The sequence below is a fragment of the Listeria innocua genome, assembly GCF_028596125.1.
GTDB lineage: Bacteria > Bacillota > Bacilli > Lactobacillales > Listeriaceae > Listeria > Listeria innocua.
On the sequence record NZ_CP117229.1, the window covers coordinates 612,940 to 631,804 of the forward strand.

The 18,865-nt window shown below is 37.1% G+C and carries 17 protein-coding genes and 1 tRNA gene; 13 read left to right on the top strand and 5 right to left on the bottom strand.

The features are described from left to right. Nucleotides 1–30: 30 nt before the first annotated feature. Nucleotides 31–309: a hypothetical protein gene (locus PQQ29_RS03510; RefSeq protein ID WP_010990525.1), complete on the top strand. Its 279-nt coding sequence runs from the start codon at nucleotides 31–33 to the stop codon at nucleotides 307–309. Nucleotides 310–324: 15 nt separating this feature from the next. After that, a complete protein-coding gene (locus PQQ29_RS03515; protein WP_003760828.1) occupies nucleotides 325–591 on the top strand; it encodes a DUF3116 family protein in 267 nt (88 codons plus the stop codon). Nucleotides 592–622: 31 nt separating this feature from the next. On the opposite strand, the gene PQQ29_RS03520 is transcribed toward PQQ29_RS03515, so the two are convergent. The 3 genes from PQQ29_RS03520 to PQQ29_RS03530 all read right to left on the bottom strand — a co-directional run bounded on the left by PQQ29_RS03520 (nucleotide 623) and on the right by PQQ29_RS03530 (nucleotide 3,554). After that, a complete protein-coding gene (locus tag PQQ29_RS03520; protein ID WP_373425855.1) occupies nucleotides 623–1,072 on the bottom strand; it encodes a GNAT family N-acetyltransferase in 450 nt (149 codons plus the stop codon). Between the two features lie 18 nt (nucleotides 1,073–1,090). Then, a complete protein-coding gene (locus PQQ29_RS03525) occupies nucleotides 1,091–1,792 on the bottom strand; it encodes an SGNH/GDSL hydrolase family protein (RefSeq protein WP_003760832.1) in 702 nt (233 codons plus the stop codon). A gap of 82 nt (nucleotides 1,793–1,874) precedes the next feature. Continuing rightward, nucleotides 1,875–3,554, bottom strand: coding sequence for a DUF6044 family protein (locus PQQ29_RS03530; RefSeq protein ID WP_010990527.1), 1,680 nt, complete (start codon nucleotides 3,552–3,554; stop codon nucleotides 1,875–1,877). A gap of 302 nt (nucleotides 3,555–3,856) precedes the next feature. On the opposite strand from PQQ29_RS03530, the gene PQQ29_RS03535 reads away from it, so the two are divergent. The 6 genes from PQQ29_RS03535 (at nucleotide 3,857) to PQQ29_RS03560 (ending at nucleotide 11,466) form a co-directional block, all read left to right on the top strand. Beyond that, complete coding sequence (locus tag PQQ29_RS03535; RefSeq protein ID WP_147732724.1) at nucleotides 3,857–8,593, top strand: Cna B-type domain-containing protein; 4,737 nt, start codon at nucleotides 3,857–3,859, stop codon at nucleotides 8,591–8,593. A gap of 95 nt (nucleotides 8,594–8,688) precedes the next feature. Continuing rightward, on the top strand, nucleotides 8,689–8,964 hold the full coding sequence (locus tag PQQ29_RS03540) for a hypothetical protein (RefSeq protein ID WP_003724373.1): 276 nt from the start codon (nucleotides 8,689–8,691) through the stop codon (nucleotides 8,962–8,964). Nucleotides 8,965–9,006: 42 nt separating this feature from the next. Beyond that, nucleotides 9,007–9,534, top strand: coding sequence for a cysteine hydrolase family protein (locus PQQ29_RS03545; protein WP_010990529.1), 528 nt, complete (start codon nucleotides 9,007–9,009; stop codon nucleotides 9,532–9,534). An 86-nt stretch (nucleotides 9,535–9,620) separates the two neighbouring features. After that, entirely contained in the window at nucleotides 9,621–10,325 is a 705-nt protein-coding gene (locus PQQ29_RS03550; protein WP_010990530.1) for an HAD family hydrolase, read from the top strand. 111 nt (nucleotides 10,326–10,436) lie between these two features. Beyond that, nucleotides 10,437–10,853, top strand: coding sequence for an Rrf2 family transcriptional regulator (locus PQQ29_RS03555; RefSeq protein WP_003770811.1), 417 nt, complete (start codon nucleotides 10,437–10,439; stop codon nucleotides 10,851–10,853). Nucleotides 10,854–10,866: 13 nt separating this feature from the next. Continuing rightward, nucleotides 10,867–11,466, top strand: a complete 600-nt coding sequence (locus tag PQQ29_RS03560; RefSeq protein WP_010990531.1) for a class I SAM-dependent methyltransferase — start codon at nucleotides 10,867–10,869, stop codon at nucleotides 11,464–11,466. Between the two features lie 63 nt (nucleotides 11,467–11,529). On the opposite strand, the gene PQQ29_RS03565 is transcribed toward PQQ29_RS03560, so the two are convergent. Further along, nucleotides 11,530–11,619, bottom strand: a tRNA-Ser gene (locus tag PQQ29_RS03565). 84 nt (nucleotides 11,620–11,703) lie between these two features. On the opposite strand from PQQ29_RS03565, the gene PQQ29_RS03570 reads away from it, so the two are divergent. The 5 genes from PQQ29_RS03570 (at nucleotide 11,704) to PQQ29_RS03590 (ending at nucleotide 16,983) form a co-directional block, all read left to right on the top strand. Continuing rightward, nucleotides 11,704–12,237: a DUF3267 domain-containing protein gene (locus PQQ29_RS03570; RefSeq protein WP_187984017.1), complete on the top strand. Its 534-nt coding sequence runs from the start codon at nucleotides 11,704–11,706 to the stop codon at nucleotides 12,235–12,237. Nucleotides 12,238–12,301: 64 nt separating this feature from the next. Continuing rightward, on the top strand, nucleotides 12,302–13,219 hold the full coding sequence (locus tag PQQ29_RS03575; protein WP_010990532.1) for an aldo/keto reductase: 918 nt from the start codon (nucleotides 12,302–12,304) through the stop codon (nucleotides 13,217–13,219). Between the two features lie 265 nt (nucleotides 13,220–13,484). Next, complete coding sequence (locus tag PQQ29_RS03580) at nucleotides 13,485–15,362, top strand: heavy metal translocating P-type ATPase (RefSeq protein WP_010990533.1); 1,878 nt, start codon at nucleotides 13,485–13,487, stop codon at nucleotides 15,360–15,362. Between the two features lie 98 nt (nucleotides 15,363–15,460). Beyond that, nucleotides 15,461–16,189 (top strand): DUF2238 domain-containing protein, encoded by a 729-nt coding sequence (locus tag PQQ29_RS03585; protein ID WP_003770816.1) that lies wholly within the window; start codon nucleotides 15,461–15,463, stop codon nucleotides 16,187–16,189. Nucleotides 16,190–16,332: 143 nt separating this feature from the next. Further along, nucleotides 16,333–16,983 (top strand): transaldolase family protein, encoded by a 651-nt coding sequence (locus PQQ29_RS03590; protein WP_003770818.1) that lies wholly within the window; start codon nucleotides 16,333–16,335, stop codon nucleotides 16,981–16,983. Nucleotides 16,984–17,022: 39 nt separating this feature from the next. Here the strand turns inward: PQQ29_RS03590 and PQQ29_RS03595 are convergent, their stop codons facing one another. Further along, the gene (locus PQQ29_RS03595; RefSeq protein WP_010990534.1) at nucleotides 17,023–18,843 is read right to left on the bottom strand and encodes an LTA synthase family protein; all 1,821 of its coding nucleotides are present in this window, start codon (nucleotides 18,841–18,843) and stop codon (nucleotides 17,023–17,025) included. Nucleotides 18,844–18,865: the final 22 nt, after the last annotated feature.

Sequence of the window (18,865 nt, forward strand, 5' to 3'; positions counted from 1 at the left end):
TTAAGCTTAGAAGGAGTAGGAGGGGTTATGATGAAAAGGAACTGGCAAGACTTTGTTGCATTTTTACTAACAATCCTAACTGTAACTTGGATAATTTTAACTTGGGGATTACATATTTCAGATATTGTACCGGGAGGAGAAAAAGGCATCTTTTATCAATTAATTCCACTTTTTTTAGGAGTTATTTCGACAATCAGTGTTTTTTTCGTGAAAGAAAAATTGGTGAAATGGATTTTGCTTGGTTTTAATATTTTATTACTCATTTTAATTTATTTTGTATACCATATTGGGGAAATAGGGATATTGTAAGCGGGGGTTGATAGGATGGATGAGCCAACGGAAGCGGTAATCTATCAAATTTTATCTAAAACAGAAGAAAAAAACGCGACGATGGATCACTTAGTTTTTGAAATGATGCAATTTCCGGGAGCTGCCGCATTTACGAAAAATGAATTACTTCTTGGCGTCTACTGGTTAGAAACATTTAATTATATTTTTCGGAGCACAGAAGATCATACGACAAGATATTTTCGAACAACAAAAGGCCACGAAAAATTAGCAGAATTAGAACTTAAAAAAAGAAAGGCTTGAATTCCTAAAAAATAGGTATTCAAGCCTTTCTTTATATATATTTTGCCATAGTGATGTCGGTATTTTTGAAACCAACTTTATCGTACAATTTAATGGCGGTTTGGTTATGGGCGAAAACGTGGAGTTCGATTTTAGTGATGCCCATTTCTTTTGCAAGAACATCTAGCGCTTCAAGTGTTTTTGTACCAAAACCTTTACCTCGAAATGTTTCGAAAATCACAAAATCATAAATGAAAGCATGTTTTTCATCGACATGGAACCATAAATAACCGATTTTTTGGTCAGTGAAAATGCTATAGAGGTGCTCATTTGGTGTAGTAATTCCGTCAAAAAGTAATTTGTTGAAAGAAGCTTTTGAATTGGTTAAGGCTTCCTCTTTGGACCATGTGCCGGCTGCTATTTTTTCTGCGGCATAGTCTGGAATTGCGGTAGTTAAAAAATCTTCTAAATCAGAAGTAGTCATTTTTTGTAAATGTAAGATAGGGTTTCCTCCTTTTATTTATGCTCGGTGAAAACTTGCATATTGGATGAATTTACGTGACATTTTAATATGGCCCGCTTCATTCGGATGAATGCCATCAGCGCAAAGTAAATCCTCATAGTGGAATTCGGCAAGAAAACTATCACGAATATCAATAAGATGGCTACCTGTTTCGGCTGCAATTCGTGAAATAGCATTGCTGTATCTTTCCTGCCAGCGATAAATCATCTCGACATCGCCACCCAAAAAGTGGAGAATATTTTCTTTGCTTAGGCCACTACGCGTAATGAAATCGAAATAACGTTTAGCATGAAGGGGAGGCAGGGTCATTAAAATTGGTTTAATATCTAATTTTTTAAGGCGTGCAATCATTTCAAGTAGTTGCGTTTCAAAAATGTCTAAAGGCGTGCTTGGAATGTGTTCTTTATCTGGATTTTCAGACACTTCTGCCCAATTGAAATCACAGTCATTTCCGCCAAATTCGATGATGGCAATGTCATTTGTTGCGTCTTTTTCCAAGTCTTTTGTTAGAATTTCGTGGCCTTTTGTTATCGTCCGACCCATTGTGGAATGATTTTGAAAAGTCAGGCCAAGTTTTTCAGATGCTCGTTTAATGCAGTTGTTTTTAAGCAAAGTATAGCGGTTTTTTTCTGGATTGAAAAGAACGCCTTTCATAATACTATCGCCCCAAACACCAACTGACTGAATGGTTTTCTTCATAATCATCACTCCTTTCATTTATCATACCATAAAAAAAGCAAAAGACGCGCTTTGTATCTCTAAAAAACGCGTCTTTTACTTTTTAATTTGTAGCTTTGTATAAATAGATTTTCCAGTAAGATGCTTTGTTATTAAATGCTTTTTCGAAGGTTAGTCCAATCTCAGAAGCGTTGTCGATTGGAACGGCAGACAAGATATATTCGCCGCCAACAGCTTTAAATGCATCTATATTAAAGTCTAGTTTTTTAATATGTTTTTTCGAATCTTTGCCGAAATCGTAGTTTTTCCCTAACTCGGCAGAAAATAAATAACAACGATTTCCCCAGTTATCATAATAATCTTCTAGAACGGGGCTTTTGTCTAGTTCGCCAGCGATGATTTTTCGAAAGGCTCTTTTATAAGCAAGTGGGTAAGAATTAACGTAGCCATCCACAGTGTAAAAGCCATTTTCTTGGGAAACAGACGGATGCAGGCCAATGCTACCAACGCGGTAACTTGATTGCGGTTTACCAATGTAATTTTTTATTTCTGTAAATTGCTCCGTCGCATAAAATTGATTGATGCTAGGTGAGCCATTTCCAGTCCGGTAGTAAATCTCAGAATTATTCGCGAAAACGACGACAAGTTGCAACACAATTGCTAAATAAGCTAATTTTCGCCACCAATTTCCTTTTTTGATTAAATAAACGATTGCGATTGCGAATAAACCATAAAATAAAAACGGTTGTAAAAAGTGAAAACGTGAAAAATTAAAAGTCCGCATAATTTCTACATTTTCTTTGATCCAGTTCCAGCCACGATACCACCAAAAACCGTACCAAAATGATAAAAATAAATTAAACCCAAATAGCCATAAAAACAGTTTTTCTTTGACCCATTCTCGTTTAATAATGATTAATACAAGAACGAGAAGCAATATCGGCAAAATAACAAATCCAGCTAGAGCCTGATCGTGTGTGTGTCCTACAATGAAATTTTTAATACTAAGTCGAATGGAACTTAAAAGTGATAAATCTGGCAAACTAAATTCGCTTCTTGAATCTGGTTTTGGGTGTAGGAACATCGCATAAATAAAACGATAATTTACTAGCGCATATAATAAGCCCATGTACACCATACTGAGTAAAAAGCGAATATTGACTTGTTTTTTCTTAATAACATCATATAACCAGATACAGCCAACCATTACTAAAAAGAAACAAAATCCTAATATTAAACTAGAATAAAATGGGAGCAGTGTCAGTATAACTACATTCCAGATTCGCCGCTTGTTATTTCTAATGTTTAAAAACGCCCACAAAGCAAGTGGCATCCCTAGCGTACTGAGCATACCTGATGGCCAAAAAGGCGTCAGTGCAAAAGCTAAAGAAACAAAATAAAGCGGTACGAGATATTTTTTATCTTTAATGAGATAATCCCTTGCCCATAAAAACAATCCTAAAAATGCAAATACACGTGTAATCAACTGGCTCACCGCAAACGCAATAGGTGTACTGAAAATCATATAAAGCCAATCAATTCCAACAAATTCTGAATCAAATGAATCTCTTGGGACACTATCATCCATTATCTGATCAATATTTGCTGTTCCAACTTTTGCTGTATAATCCCCGCTATCCAAAACCATTTTGTACCACGTCACATTGGAATCTAAATTATCATGTATCCTCACGTGACTATTCCCGCCAAGAATAAACAATGGAGCGACATAAATTACCAATAAGAGTACTGCAATAATTAGCCACTTATGCTTTTTCCACATAGTTCTCCTCCTTCATTATCTCTAATATATATGTACCCGAGAAAACTATTTTCAATTATACCAAAGGAAATCAGGTTTTGTTCATCAAAAAGGGTATATTTTTATCACTTTTTTATACATAATCACACTTTAAATATGGCGGAAACGTCACAATTCTCTCTGCTATATAGGAAGTTTTGTATGATTGGCTTGTTCCAGAAAGCCATTCTGGCTAGTATGATACGTTTAAGAAAACTATTCAAGTAGAACGCATAGGTCTATTTTGAGTAATTTTAATAATGAGTAGTAAAAGGAGAATTATCATGCTAAAACACAACTGGCAAAAAGTGTTCGTTGTAATGGTTGCGGTTGCGCTTGTTTTTCAACTGGTTCCATGGTCTAATATCTTCGCCGGAGCAGAAGAAAATCAAACAAAAACAACCCAACAAGTAACTCAACCAGATAATCAAAAAGTAGCGGATGAAAACAAAACAACCGTAATACCTGACAATAAAGAGACAACTAAAAATCTAGTTAATGGAAAGCAATTACTAAAAGGTTCCGTTGATTGGAATTTTACAAATAAAGTAACAGACGCAAACGGGAATACGAAAGAAACTTATGCACCAGGAGACTCACTCAAGTTTTCATTAAGTTTGGCAATCCCATCCTATTCAGAAGCAGTCTTGGACGAAACTTATACATTTTGGATACAAAAAGACTTCTTCCAAGGAGACAAAGTGACATTTGTTAATCCAGCAATTGATGGGTTAACGCCGAGACAAAATGTTTTTACAGATGATTCCATGAAAAACTCGATTGGCACAAAAACAATTAATGGTGTCCAGTATATTGGTTACACACTTAAATTTAATCAGAGCCCGGAAGCATTGGCAAAATATGAAGATGAGCCGCTTACTAACGCTAAATTTGATATGTTTGCAACCATAAATACGACTACTACAACAAAAGAAGATTATCAAGCCATTGTAATTGAAGATGATAAAAATGTAGATATTAGCAAAATTGAGGTGCCCGTAACACCTCCAACTCCAGATACAGATAATGGCGTACTCACCGCCTCTAAAGCAATCGATTCTGCTTGGCGGTTAGATAAAGACACTGGAAAATATGTTAAAGTCGCTACATCGTCCACAAATTATACACCTGAAAAAGATGATCTAGTTTTCTATTATGTTTATGCCACAAACAATTCAGGGGAAAATGCCGTTTTAGAAAAAATGGTAGATGAATTACCAGCTGGTTTTTCAATTATTACGGAAGGTTCACCAGAATGGCAGGCTTTATCAACTGCATCTGGCTCTTCGCTTCAACGCGGTTGGGTTGCTTCAGCAGACCAAACAAACCTTGCCCCTGGCGCAACTAGATACGAATTACCATTTTCCCCAGCTCAGACTATCTCCAAAAATGGTGGCGGTATTTATAGAACAATTGCAGCAAAAGTAACAGATCCAACGAAAGATTTGACTAACGTTACTAAAAGCCCGACTAAAGGCGGCGAAGGTAAATCTGGTTCTGTAACGCCAAGTGGGAAAGATGTTTATGACATGGCAATTACGACAAAAATTAGCTCCACTTACGATAAAAACAATAAATATATTGGTGCTGTTAGTAGCACAACTACGCCCGTTTCTATATCAGAAGGAAGCACAGTTGGCGTAACATATACCGCGATTAACCAAGGGAATTATACAAAAGATGTTGTCGTTTATGCCTATGTACCAGCAGGTTATGAACTAAATAATGATACATCTGATTTCAAAAATACGAATGATAAATGGAAATACGAAACAACCGTGCCTAGTGGTGGCGGTGTGTGGAGTGATATCAAAGTTTACTCCATTACACTTTCTGGAGGCATGGCATCAGGTGCAACTGCAACTGCTACGATGTATATGAAAGCTATCGGTATGCCGGATGATGGGACTTATAGCGCAGTAGACTTTTACATGGCTGGAGAAATCGGTTCATTTTCTAACTTTAATGGTGATTCTACTTTAGACGGAGCAATTACCGATGTAGATTCGACGCCAGATATGAATCCAGGAAATGATCTGATTAGCAATGTTGATGGTTCTACTGTAAAACCTATTGATGGCTTCCAAAAAGAAAAACCACATGTTGTAAAAGAAAATGCTAAATCAACAGCTACTTTACAAGATGAAGATGACTTCGATTTTGATTATGTCACATTCATTAAAACACCAGAAGTAATTCCAACAGAAGAAAAAGTGTTTGAAAAAACACGATTATCGGCAGCTGATGCAGAAAAAACAGCGCGCAATATGATAGGTAGCGACATCATGGGTTCTGCCTTGAAAGACTATACGCCTCTTGCAGACGATGGTAGAATTACTTCACCAAAAACATATATGGTCTATGAAATGAACATTAACCCATCTGGAGTAGAAGACACACTAAATTCTTCGTTCACAGATACACTTCCAAAAGGGTTGAAAATGCTTGAATATGATATTGCTGGTTTAAATTCTAGCAATAAACACATTTATGGTTTTACAACGAACAAATTTGAAGGTACACCGAAATTCACAAATGCAGACGGGCAAGACGTTATTGTTTATCAAAAAGGCTTATATTCTGAAAAACAAGTTTGTATCGCAAACTCCACTTTAAATGATGTTGGAGTAAGGTATTTTGGAAATAACGCGGGTAAAATGGGTGTAACTGGTTCCGTAACAAAAGATGCACGTACACTAACCCTTAATTTTGGACAGCCGGCAGCAGACCCGATGTATAGTGAAACAAAAGCAGCTTACAAAGTGTACATGATTGTAGTTATTGACCCAGACGAAATTGACTACAGCAGCATCATGCAAAATAAAGCAACATACACTTACAACGATAAAGTTATTACTTCTTATGAAAATAGCGAAATGTACTGGGATGCTGGTGGCGGTACGGCCTATGCGAAAAAATATGTTTTAGACAATAAAACAAATGCATATATAAGTGGAAGCCAATATAATGTGGCTACTCCTGATGCAGACGGTAATTTATCAGTTGGCTATAAAATTCGAGTAAGAAGTGCGTATGAATTCGATAAATCATCTATAAATATTGGAGACGTTATTGCTGCAGATAATTTTAAATCTATCTCTAATGTGGAAGTAAATGGTTATGAGGCAAGTCCAAGCACGGGCTTCCAAATTGACGGGGAACTTGAAAATCCTGTACCACTTGCTACGGGTAAGTATGCGGTAGAAGCAAAAGCAACTGCAAACACATTAGCTATCACAAATCCGGCTGATATTCCGCAAATGCAACTATATAACGTTCTTTTCAAAGTGAATTATCAAAAAGTGAAATATGGCGCGAAACTAGTTAACCAAGCAGCTGGATCAGAAGTTGCTACGGTTGTCCCGCTAAACTTAAACCTTTTGAAACAAGACGATATAAGCAAAACAGCATTGACAGGCTATGAATTCAAAGCTTATTATGCAGATGAAAATGGAAAAGCAGATTTAACGAAACCGGTCAAAGATACAAATAGTAATGAAATTGTTATGACAGACTCATCTGGCGCAGCAAATTTCATCCCGACAGGTTATAAAACAACTTCTAAAAATCAAGACTGGAATGTAGTTCTTGTTGAAACAAAGACACCAACTGGTTATGAATCAAATGAAAATAAAGAGTATCCAGTTACAGTGAAGAGCGATGCGAATGGTAATTTATCCATTCCAACTAGCACAGAAACAGGCCTTGAAATCACCAATGATGATCACGGGGCAACAACAGCGACTATTGACAACCATGCAGACGTGAAAATGATTGATGTGAATGGCGCGAAAACTTGGACTGGTGACAAAGAAGCAGATCGTCCAGATTCCATCGAAGTACAACTTTTACAAGACGGTGTAGCATACAATAGCCCAATTACTGTAACAAAAGCAGACGACTGGAAATACGAATTCAAAAATGTTCCAGAAACAAATGCAGATGGAACTAAATACACGTATACAGTTTTAGAAAATACAGTAGCTAACTACACAAGTGCTGTCACAGGTCTTGATATTAACAACACATTAATCAAACCAGATGTAAAAATGATTAATCTTGACGGTCAAAAAACGTGGAAAAATGATACAGAAAACGATCGTCCCGCATCCATCGAAATTCAATTACAACAAAATGGGCAAGATTACGGTTTCCCAGTAACAGTTACAAAAGATAACGATTGGAAATACGAATTTAAAAACCTACCAGAAACAACCAATGATGGAGCGGCTTACAACTACACGATTGTCGAAAAAGCAGTTCCAGGCTATGAAACCAAAGTCGACGGAATGAACGTCATCAACACGAAAATAGATGCACCAAAAACCACTGTCTCTGGTAAAAAAACATGGAAAAACGACACAGCCAAAGACCGTCCAGACTATATCGAAGTACAACTTTTACAAAATGGACAAACTTATGGTGATCCAGTCAAAGTAACGAAAGAGAGCGATTGGAAATATAGCTTCAAAGATTTACCTAAAGGCGATGCTAACAACAACGATTATCGTTACTCTGTTGCTGAAATAGCAGTTCCAGGCTACAAAACAACCACAGATGGAATGAACTTAACCAATACAAAAGTAACCGATGAGAAAAATGTAACTACAGCGAGCGGTACAAAAACTTGGGTGGGAGACAATGAAAAAACACGTCCAGACTCCATCGAAGTACAACTTTTACAAAACGGTAAAGCTTACGGAACACCAATCAAAGTAACAGCAAAATCGAATTGGAAATACAACTTTACCAACCTTCCAGAGAAAGACAAAACAGGTGAAAAATACAGCTATACCGTATCTGAAAAACAAGTATCTGGCTATAGTGTAAAAGTAAAAGGCATGGACTTAACGAATACAAAAGTAACAAAAACGACACCAAAAGTTACACATTCTACCAATAAACCAAGTAAAACGAAAAAATTACCTGGAACTGGTGATACGAATGGTATGTTGCTATTTGCTGGTGGATTAGTACTATTATTCTTAGGACTACACCTTAGAAGAAAAAGTACCAAATAAAGAAAACAGCCGATGCGAGTAAGCTTGGGTCGGCTGTTCTTTTGAATAAAGTAAAATCGGGTATACAAATAAAAATGAAATAAGGGGGCTTCATGATGAAAGAAGAGCTACTGCAAGCAATCGAAGTCGGCGAGCCAGTTTTACTTGTAACGGCAATCGGGTATATTGTAGGAATTGTGGAAACAAAAGGAGAGCTCATTCGCTTAAACGATGTGTATATCAATTGTGTTTCAGCCAGTAGAGTAAACCGTTTCAGCCGAGGCTTAGCTGTGAATGTCAATCAAGTCATCGGTATGCAACTATTAAGTAAGTCGGAGAAAGATGAAATGATTGGCGGCTGGAAGGCATATGTGGCGCCTACAGCTGGTTAAGCTATGCTATAATATAAACAGCACATACGGAGGTCTGAACGAATGATATTATTAGTTGTTGATACACAAAAATTAATTATGACAAATAATCTTTACAATTTCGATTCACTGGTATCCAATATAGAACGATTAATCACCAACGCTCGGAAAAATAAAATAGAAATAATTTATGTGCGACATGACGACGGCCCTGATACAGAACTTACAAATGGAAAAGAAGGCTTCGATATTTACGAAAAATTCCAACCAACTAAAGACGAAAGAATCTTTGATAAAACCGTAAATAGCGCTTTTAAAGGAACAGGTTTACTTGCTTATCTCAAAGAAAAAGGAACGAAGAAAATTGTAGTAGCAGGATTACAAACCGATTTTTGCATTGACGCCACGGTGAAATGTGGTTTTGAACATGGCTTCCAGATGATTGTTCCCGCCCACGCCAATTCGACGGAAGATAACCATTTTATGTCTGGTGAGAACAGTTATAAGTACTATAATGAATGGATGTGGCCTGAGCGTTACGCGACCTGCATATCTATAGAAGAAACGATTAATGAAATGGAAAATAACTAAGAGAGTCTAAGCATTACGCTTAGGCTCTTCCTACTTTTTTGATTTAATGGTAGAGTAAAAGGAGTGAATTTTTGCAGGAGGAAATGATGATTAACTTAATTTTTGATATCGACGACACAGTTTATGACCAACTGAAACCCTTTGAAAATGCATTTAAAGCTACTTTTGGCAAAGCGGACCACCTGAAAATCGAAAATTTATATATTAAAAGTCGATTTTATAGTGATGAAGTGTATCGCAAGGTTGTCGGAGGAGAAATGCCTAAAGCAGAAATGCACGTTTACCGGATTACGCAGGCATTAAACGATTTTGATTACCAAATTACGAAAAAAGAAGCAGAAGCATTTCAACATACTTATGAACAAAACCAACGCAAAATTGAACTTTCACCGGGAATTAAAGAAATCCTCACCTGGGCTAAAAAGAAAAATATAACGATGGGAATCATTACGAACGGATCAAAAGAGCATCAACAACATAAAATAAATGATTTACAAATAAACGAATGGATTCCAGCTGAGCATACTTTTATTTCTGGTGGAGTAGGTATCGAAAAACCAGACAAAAAAATATTTGAGCTAGTAGAGGAACAAATCGGTATTAAGAGCGCGGAAACCTATTATATTGGCGATTCTTTCGAAAATGATGTGATTGGTTCAAAAAGTGCCGGCTGGAAATCAATTTGGCTAAACAGACGACAACATATACAACCTAACAATGCCACTTACCAGCCAGATTATTGTATTAAAAATGAACAAGAACTAGCTGCTTTGTTGCAAGATTTATTATAAATACTAAAATCTTTTCCTTTATTAGGAGAAGGTTTTTTTGTTGTAAATTGACAAATTTGTTTAATAAGGATATTATAGAGTCGTTAAGTCTTTAATTAAGAAGGTGAAAGTATGAAATTTTCAAAAGCAACCAATTATGCGCTACATACGATGGTTTATTTAGCAAATTTGTCTCCGGAAAAATCTGTAGGAGTGAAAGAACTTGCTACCAAGCAAAATGTTTCGCCAACGTATCTTTCTAAAGTGTTAACAATGCTTGTAAAAGCTGGTTTCGTTGAGTCAGTAACAGGTGTAAACGGCGGTTATAAATTAGCCGAACCTGCAAGCAGTATTAGTTTTTTAGATGTTATTCAAGCCATTGAAGGAAAAGGTGCTTTTTTTCACTGTGATCCTAAAAATCATAGCGAAAGTCAGCCGCACTGCTTAATCGGCGAAGTAATGAATAAGGCAGAGCAACAAATGGAAGACTATTTAAGCAAGCAAACTGTAGGTAGTATTGTCGTAGAAATTGAAAAACATCAACATTAAAGGAGTGCTGAAAATGAATCATCATCACCACAATCACCACGGGGAAGCTGGTTTTAAGAGGAAAGTAGATTATTTGGATCGACCTGAACGGAGCGAAGTTTTAGCACCAGAGGAATTTTTACAGAGGATCCCAATGGAAAAAACAGCGAGCATTTTAGATTTAGGAGCGGGAACAGGATTTTTAACGATTCCGGCAGCGAAAAAGGTTGAAAATACCGTTTTTGCATTAGATTTAGATACGAAAATGTTGGAATTAATTGAGACGAAAGCGAAAACAGCTGAATTAGCCAATGTAAAAACATTAGAAGCGAGCATGGATGATATTCCGCTTGAAACTAGTTCGGTGGATGTTGTGCTGGCATCGCTCGTGTTACATGAAGCAGATTCTCTCGCGGATGTTTTGCGTGAAGTGAGTAGAGTTGTGAAAACTGGCGGCTACTTTGCTAGTTTGGAGTTTGATACGAAAGGAACGGATTTGAAAGGTCCCCCAATGGAAATTCAAATTTCAGCTGAGAAATTGAAGGAAGAGCTTGCGGGATTTGGATTTGAAGTAGTGCAGAACTGGGAGCTTGATGAGGGAATGTATGTGAGTATTGCGGAGAAAAAAGAATAATAAAAAGTTCACGCCTGAAATAGCAATATAAGCTATTTTTAAGCGTGAACCTTTTTATATTTACGGAGAAACGGGGATTCGAACCCCGGCGCGGCATACACCGCCTAACAGATTTCGAGTCTGTCCCCTTCAGCCGGACTTGGGTATTTCTCCACTGTGACATAGAATGCCGACAAGAAGTATTGTATAATAATATTAACAAAAATACCAGTGTTTTTTATAAAAGGAGCGTGCTAAATGGAAAGAAAATTGGTTCAAGAAATAAATTTACTAGAAAATAAAAAATTGGTTATGAATTTGAATATTGTTGCGATTGTTATTGTGCTTGTATTAACTGTTTTAGGTCTTGCTTTTTCAGGTGGTTTTGCAATTACGAATGGTTTTATGGGGATTATTTGGATGTTTGGTGGCTATGCAGTAGCAATTGTTATTCATGAAGCCGTACACGGGATTTTCTTCAAAGCTTTTCGCCCAGAATCAAAAGTGAAATTTGGTTTTAAAAATGGGATGGCTTATGCTGGAAGCCCCGGAGCATTTTATTCGAGAGCGAAATTCTTTATTATTTCGATTGCACCATTTATCGTTCTTACGGGATTGTTCATTTTTCTGCGTTTTCTCGGTGTGAATGAAGCAGTTCTATATTTAATTTTTGCCTTACATACATCAGGTTGTGTCGGTGATTTTTATTACTGCATTCTTTTGATTAATCAGCCAGCTGGGATCGTTGTGGAGGATACGGATAAGGGAATTAGTTTTTATTCAGAAGGTTAAGCTTGGTAACGATTTCAACAAAGTGTTAAAATAAGGATATACTTTTAGAAAGAGGTGCTTGATTTTGAAACGAATAACAATTGGTAATAGCGATTTAACCGCTTCAGAAATTTCGCTAGGATGTATGAGAATGGCAGATCTTAGTAAAGAAGAGGCGAACAAAGTAATTAACACAGCACTTGAAAACGGTATTGATTTTTTTGATCATGCTGATATTTATGGCGGCGGTAAATCAGAGGAAGTCTTTGCTGATGCAATTGATATGAATGCAACTGTTCGTGAAAAAATGATTCTTCAATCAAAATGCGGAATTCGTCAAGGATTCTTTGATTTTTCAAAAGAGCACATTATTTCTTCTGTGGAAGGTAGCTTGAAACGCCTGAAAACAGATTATTTAGATACACTATTACTTCATCGTCCGGATACACTTTTTGAACCAGAAGAGGTAGCAGCGGCGTTCACTGAGCTTGAAAAAAGCGGGAAAGTTCGTCATTTCGGCGTAAGTAATCAAAACCCAGGTCAAATCGAATTACTAAAAAAATACGTGGACCAAGAATTAATTGCCAATCAACTGCAATTTAGTATTATGCATACTGGTATGATTGATACTGGTTTTAACGTAAATATGACGATTGATCCTTCTCTTGATCGCGATGGCGGGATTTTGGAATATAGTCGCTTACATAATATGACTATCCAAGCTTGGTCTCCGTTCCAATATGGTTTCTTTGAAGGAGTTTTCTTAGATAACGATAAATTCCCTGAATTAAACAAAACAATCGATAAAATTGCTGCATACAAAGGCGTGACTAATTCGGCAATTGCGGTTGCGTGGATACAGCGTCACCCAGCAAGCTTCCAAACAGTGGTTGGTACAATGAACCCAGGAAGAATCGCTGATATTGCAAAAGCTTCTGACGTAACACTTAGTCGCGAAGAATGGTATGAAATTTACAGTGCGGCTGGAAACCAATTACCTTAATGTAAACAGACACTTGGGCTTTTTGCTCAAGTGTTTTTTTATGTGTAATAATGATAGTGAAATTCATTCTCAATTAGAAATAAATTTTATCAATTAGTTTGATATGATTTTTAAAAAGTGCTATAATAACAAGTGAGTTAAGGACGTTTCCTTTAAAAATTAATTATAATAATTATTGTTTAGTCTGTTTTTCGCAGTTGCGAAAGCAGATTTTTGTGTTTTTTAGGGTAATGGGAATCATTATCATTTGGAGAGGATGAGCATTATGAAAGAATGGATGGAGCGGAATTGGCAATTTGTAACGACTGGTATTAGTGGGGTTTTAATTGTTGTCGGTAGTCTAATCGGGAATGATGTCGGTGATTTTTGGACAGCGGTGATTTTCTTGAGTGCCTTTGTTATTGGCGGATTTGAACAAGCTAAGGAAGGGATAGCGGCGACGATTAAAACGAAAAAACTTAATGTAGAGCTTTTAATGATATTAGCGGCTACAGGGGCTTCAATTATTGGTTATTGGTTTGAAGGCGCCATACTTATTTTTATTTTCTCAGTTAGTGGGGCATTAGAAACGTATACGACGAATAAAAGTAAGCGCGAAATCACGAAATTAATGGCTTTTCAACCGGAACGAGCTTTTCGTTTTCTTCCAAATGGTGATGTTGAAGAAGTAGCTGCAAAAGATTTGCAATTAGATGATAAAGTACTCGTTCGACCTGGAGAAAGTGTTCCAATTGATGGTGTGATTGTTCGTGGTTCAACAACTTTGAATGAAGCAGCAATCAATGGTGAATCGGTTCCAGTTGAGAAAACTGTTGGTGCTGAAGTGTTTGGTGGGACAGTTAATGTCAGCAGTGCTATCACCATTAAAGTAACGCAAACTTTTGATAATACGATTTTTAGCAAGATTATTCGCTTAGTAGAAACCGCCCAGAGTGAACCTTCAAAAACCGCTCGTTTTATTGAGCGATTTGAGGATGCGTATGTTAAAGCAGTATTATTATTTGTTTTAGTGATGATGTTTTTACCGCATTTTGCACTCGGTTGGTCTTGGAATGAAACTTTTTATCGCGCGATGGTTTTACTTACTGTAGCTTCTCCATGTGCGCTAGTTGCTTCGGTGACTCCAGCGACTTTAGCAGCTATTTCTAATGGAGCACGTCACGGGATTTTATTCAAAGGCGGCGTACACTTGGAAAATTTGCGCGGTGTAAAAGCAATTGCATTTGATAAAACGGGAACTTTGACAAACGGAACACCTGAACTAACAGACCAAATATTTAAAGAACACATCGATAAACAGCAAGTAATAAATGTGGCGGCAGCAATGGAGCGGCAGTCTTTGCACCCATTAGCCGCAGCAATCACCAAAGCATTAGATATCGAAGTAACGGATAAATTAACAGAAATAGAAGTAACGGATGTGCCAGGTTGGGGAGTGCAAACTAGCTACAAAGGCGAAACTTGGCAAGTCGGTAAAGCCGGTTATGTTGGGGCGGAAAATGCTGCCAAGTTTTCAAATGGCGCGTTTGAAAGGCTTGCTAGCGAAGGGAAAACGATTGTATATGTCGCTAAAGAAGGCGAAATCGTTGCGATGTTTGCGCTCAAAGACACTTGCCGACCTGAGGCGATTCGGACCATTCAAGCTCTAAAAGCAAAAGGTATTAAAACAATTATGGTAACAGGAGATAATGCACAAACTGGCGCTGCAATCCAAGCTGAACTTGGTATGGATAGGGTTGTTTCTGGATGTTTGCCTGAGAAAAAAGTAGATGTTTTAAAAGAACTATCGCTGACTTATGGAAGCGTGGCAATGGTTGGTGACGGGATCAATGATGCTCCAGCACTTGCCCATGCGGCTGTTGGCATTGCGATGGGCGAGGGAACGGATATTGCAATGGAAACAGCAGATGTTGTTTTAATGAAAAATGACTTAGAGAAAATCCCGTATGCCTACACGCTATCCGAACGACTTCACTGGATTAGTTGGCAAAATATTTGTTTTGCAATTGCCGTGATTCTGCTCTTAATAACAGCGAACGTTTTTCAAGTAATCAATTTACCGTTCGGGGTTGTGGGACATGAAGGAAGCACGATTTTAGTAATTTTAAATGGACTTAGACTACTTAAGTCCAACCGGAAATAGTGATTCATTTGACTGCTCGTCTTTCTCTAGTCTAAGATAGATGAGCAGTTTCTTTTTAGGAAAAAAGGGGTATTGCATGATAGATTGGAGATGAGTGCATGAGAAAGATTAACTGGACACAATGGATAGCGCTGTTTGTTTTTGCATCAATGGGAATTTCAGTCGTTTTTACTATCTATGAAATTTTTAACGCACCAATAAAGCAACCAGCAACTGGACCGCATGTGACATTACGAGGGGATTATATCTTTTTATTATTTGAAATTTTACTAGGAATTTTTATTTTGTTATTGCCTTCCATTATTGCACGACGCTTCAAATTTGAAATACCTGGACTGGTTTATATTTTATTTATTGTTTTTTTGTACGGCTCGATTTATCTTGGAACCGTTCAAAAATTCTATTCAACCGTGCCACACTGGGATAAAATTTTACATACTTTTAGTGGGGCGATGCTCGGAGCAATTGGCTTTTCGTTCGTTAGCTTGTTAAACGCAAATGATAAAGTAGTCATGAAACTGAAGCCTGGTTTTATCGCTGTCTTTGCATTTTGTTTTGCTGTAACGATGGGCGCTTTCTGGGAAGTGTATGAATATACTTTTGACGGGATTATGAACTTAAATATGCAACGCTACAACCTATCAAATGGTACACCACTAACTGGACGAGCAGCTCTGGAAGATACGATGACAGACATAATTGTTGATATTATTGGCGCCTTATTCATCGTCATTGTAGGCTATTTCGCACTGAAAAAAGGTCGGCCTTGGATGGAACGCTTTGAATTCAAACGAAAAAACTGGAAAAAAGAACCAAAGACTAAGTAAAATCAAAAAAGCATTTGAGCCTACTCAGATGCTTTTTTAGTTGCACAAAAACGCCGACAACTTTGGGGCCATGAAATGATTGACTGCATCTTAGAACTTTTCTACACTTAAATTGAGAAGAAAACTTTTAAAGGAGTGAGGAAATGTTTTTAGATACGGGTAATTTAGAGGAAATAAAGAAAGCGCTTCAATTTCCGTTTTTTGAGGGTGTAACTACGAACCCAACCATTTTACTGAAAGAAAATCAGCCCAGAAAAACCCATATTGCTCACATTCCAGCAAAATTAGTATTTGTCCAAGCAGCGGGATTAACAGAAGAAGAAATTTGGGAAGACGTGCTGAGAATTCAAGAAATTAAGCCAGCTGAAGGGACTGTTATTGGCTTGAAAATCCCTGCCCATGAAGCTGGGATAAAAGTTATTGCTACAGTTCGCGCTAAGTTTCCAGATGCGATTATTTTAGCAACGGCAATTTTTTCATCCGAGCAAGGTTATATTGCGGCTCTTTCTGGGGCAGACTATTTAGCGCCGTATTACAATCGCATGGAAGTAAGTGGTTTAGATGCAGCGAAAACGATAGAAGAATTGCGCTATGTTCTAGATTTACAAGGTCTTGAAGAAGTGAAAATCATGGGGGCGAGTTTTAAAAACAGCCGCCAAATTATGCAAGCATTAGCGAGTGGGGCGGACACGGTAACGATTGGTTATGATTTATTCTTACAAATGATGAATAAACCGCTCGCACTCGAAAGCATTGAAAAGTTTAACGAACATAATGCAGCTTTACCTAAATGAAAAAAAGTAAGTATCCATGATATTGGATACTTACTTTTTTTATTTGTCTTCGTCGCGTAATGGTAGATTATTTACGTAGCTATCAGAATACTGTAAGAGTTTGCGACTTGTTTCGAATCGCTTCTTCACCTCATCTGATAGTTCTTTATTTGTTCCGTTATAGTTCGTTGCTGCTCCAGTTTCAAAGCTTTCGTCTGGCTGATACATGTAAGAATCAGTGAAATAGCTTCCTTCAGGCATAGTGTATCGTTCAGGAACATAATTGTTTGTTGAATTGAGAATATCAGTACCAAACATTATTTGATTGCCTGTATTAATACCTAATAAATTCATCACAGTTGGCATAATATCAATCTCACCGCCAACATTTTTGATTTCACCAGGGTTTTTCATTCCTGGATAATGTAGGAAGAACGGGATACGGTAATCGTCTGCTGGATCTGCTTTAAGCTCGGTAGAACGATTGACGTATTTTTTCTGTTCTTCTGGAAGTTGATCTGTTTTGATAATATGGTGGTCTCCGTAGAAAACGACTACTGAATCCTCCCAAATGCCACTATCTTTTAATTTTTGAATGAAAGCGCCGAGTTGTTTATCCGCGTAATGAACTGCTTCAAAATAATTGCCAAGTTCTGTATCTTTTAAATCACTCGGTAAGTTGATTTCTTGCTTTTCTTCAGGGATGTTAAATGGCATATGACTACTTACACTAATTAATTGCGCATAAAATTTTTGATTGTTTTTATATTGTTTTTCTAAGATAGGGAACGCTTTGTTGTATAATACTTCATCACTTGGAGAGAAGCCAATTACGTCTTCATCGCCAAAGAATTTACGATCATAAAATTTATCAAAACCAACTGCCGGATAAAACTCATCTCGATTATAAAAACTAGCGTCATTTGTATGGAAAGTGGACGTTGTATAATCATTTTTACCAAGTAGTCGAGGCATAGATGGAATGACCCGGTCGCCGTAAGTTTGGGTATTTGTATAGTATCCGCTCGGGAAAGTGGATGTATAAACAGACCATTCTGCGTCGGCTGTATTTGATTTAGAAACTGTTTGGAAAAACTTATTGGAATACATTGTTTCGTTTTGTAAACTATCTAGCGTTGGAGTGATTGACTGTCCATCAATTTTAATATTTGTTAAGTTCCGCTGAAACGATTCTAATTGCACGATAATCAGGTTTTTCCCTTTCGCAGCACCAAAGTAATCAGGTTTTTCTTTTAAATCCACGCCTTTAATATCACGAACGTTTTTGGCGGTAATGTCTGCGGCTTTAACATGATCAGTTCCAGCAAGAGCAGTACTAATATTAAATGTAAAAATTCCCATCCGCTTTGCTCGTTTCGAATCGCTAATGATATTTTGTTGCATCATAAAATAAGTAAATCCGCTAAGCACAAGTAAAGTACTTAAAAACGATACGCCATAAATACGTTTAGTTAGGCGGAATGATGGAAAAACATGGCCTTTTTTTATGCTGAAGTAGAGGATAAATGGAAGTAAAATAATATCCATGATGTAAAGCCAATCAGTTCCACTAAGTAAACTAGTAGCGCTTGTTTTTACGACACCGACTTCTCCGATAAGTGAGAAACTATGATACGTAGGAACTTCATTATAGAAGCGGGCATAAAGTACGCAAACTAACATAAGAATGCCGATAAATAAAGACATTCCAGCATACCAATAAACGTGAGAACGAACCGGAGCAAATAAATGAATTAGCCCAAGTAATAATACGATAAACAGCAGGTCCATTCCTAGCGCCAAGAAATTGGGATCTTTAAAAATCTGGAAATAGGCAAAAGTGAACTTACTAATAATTAATAAAAAATAAAATAAAATCAATTGAATTCCTCTTTCTAGCATG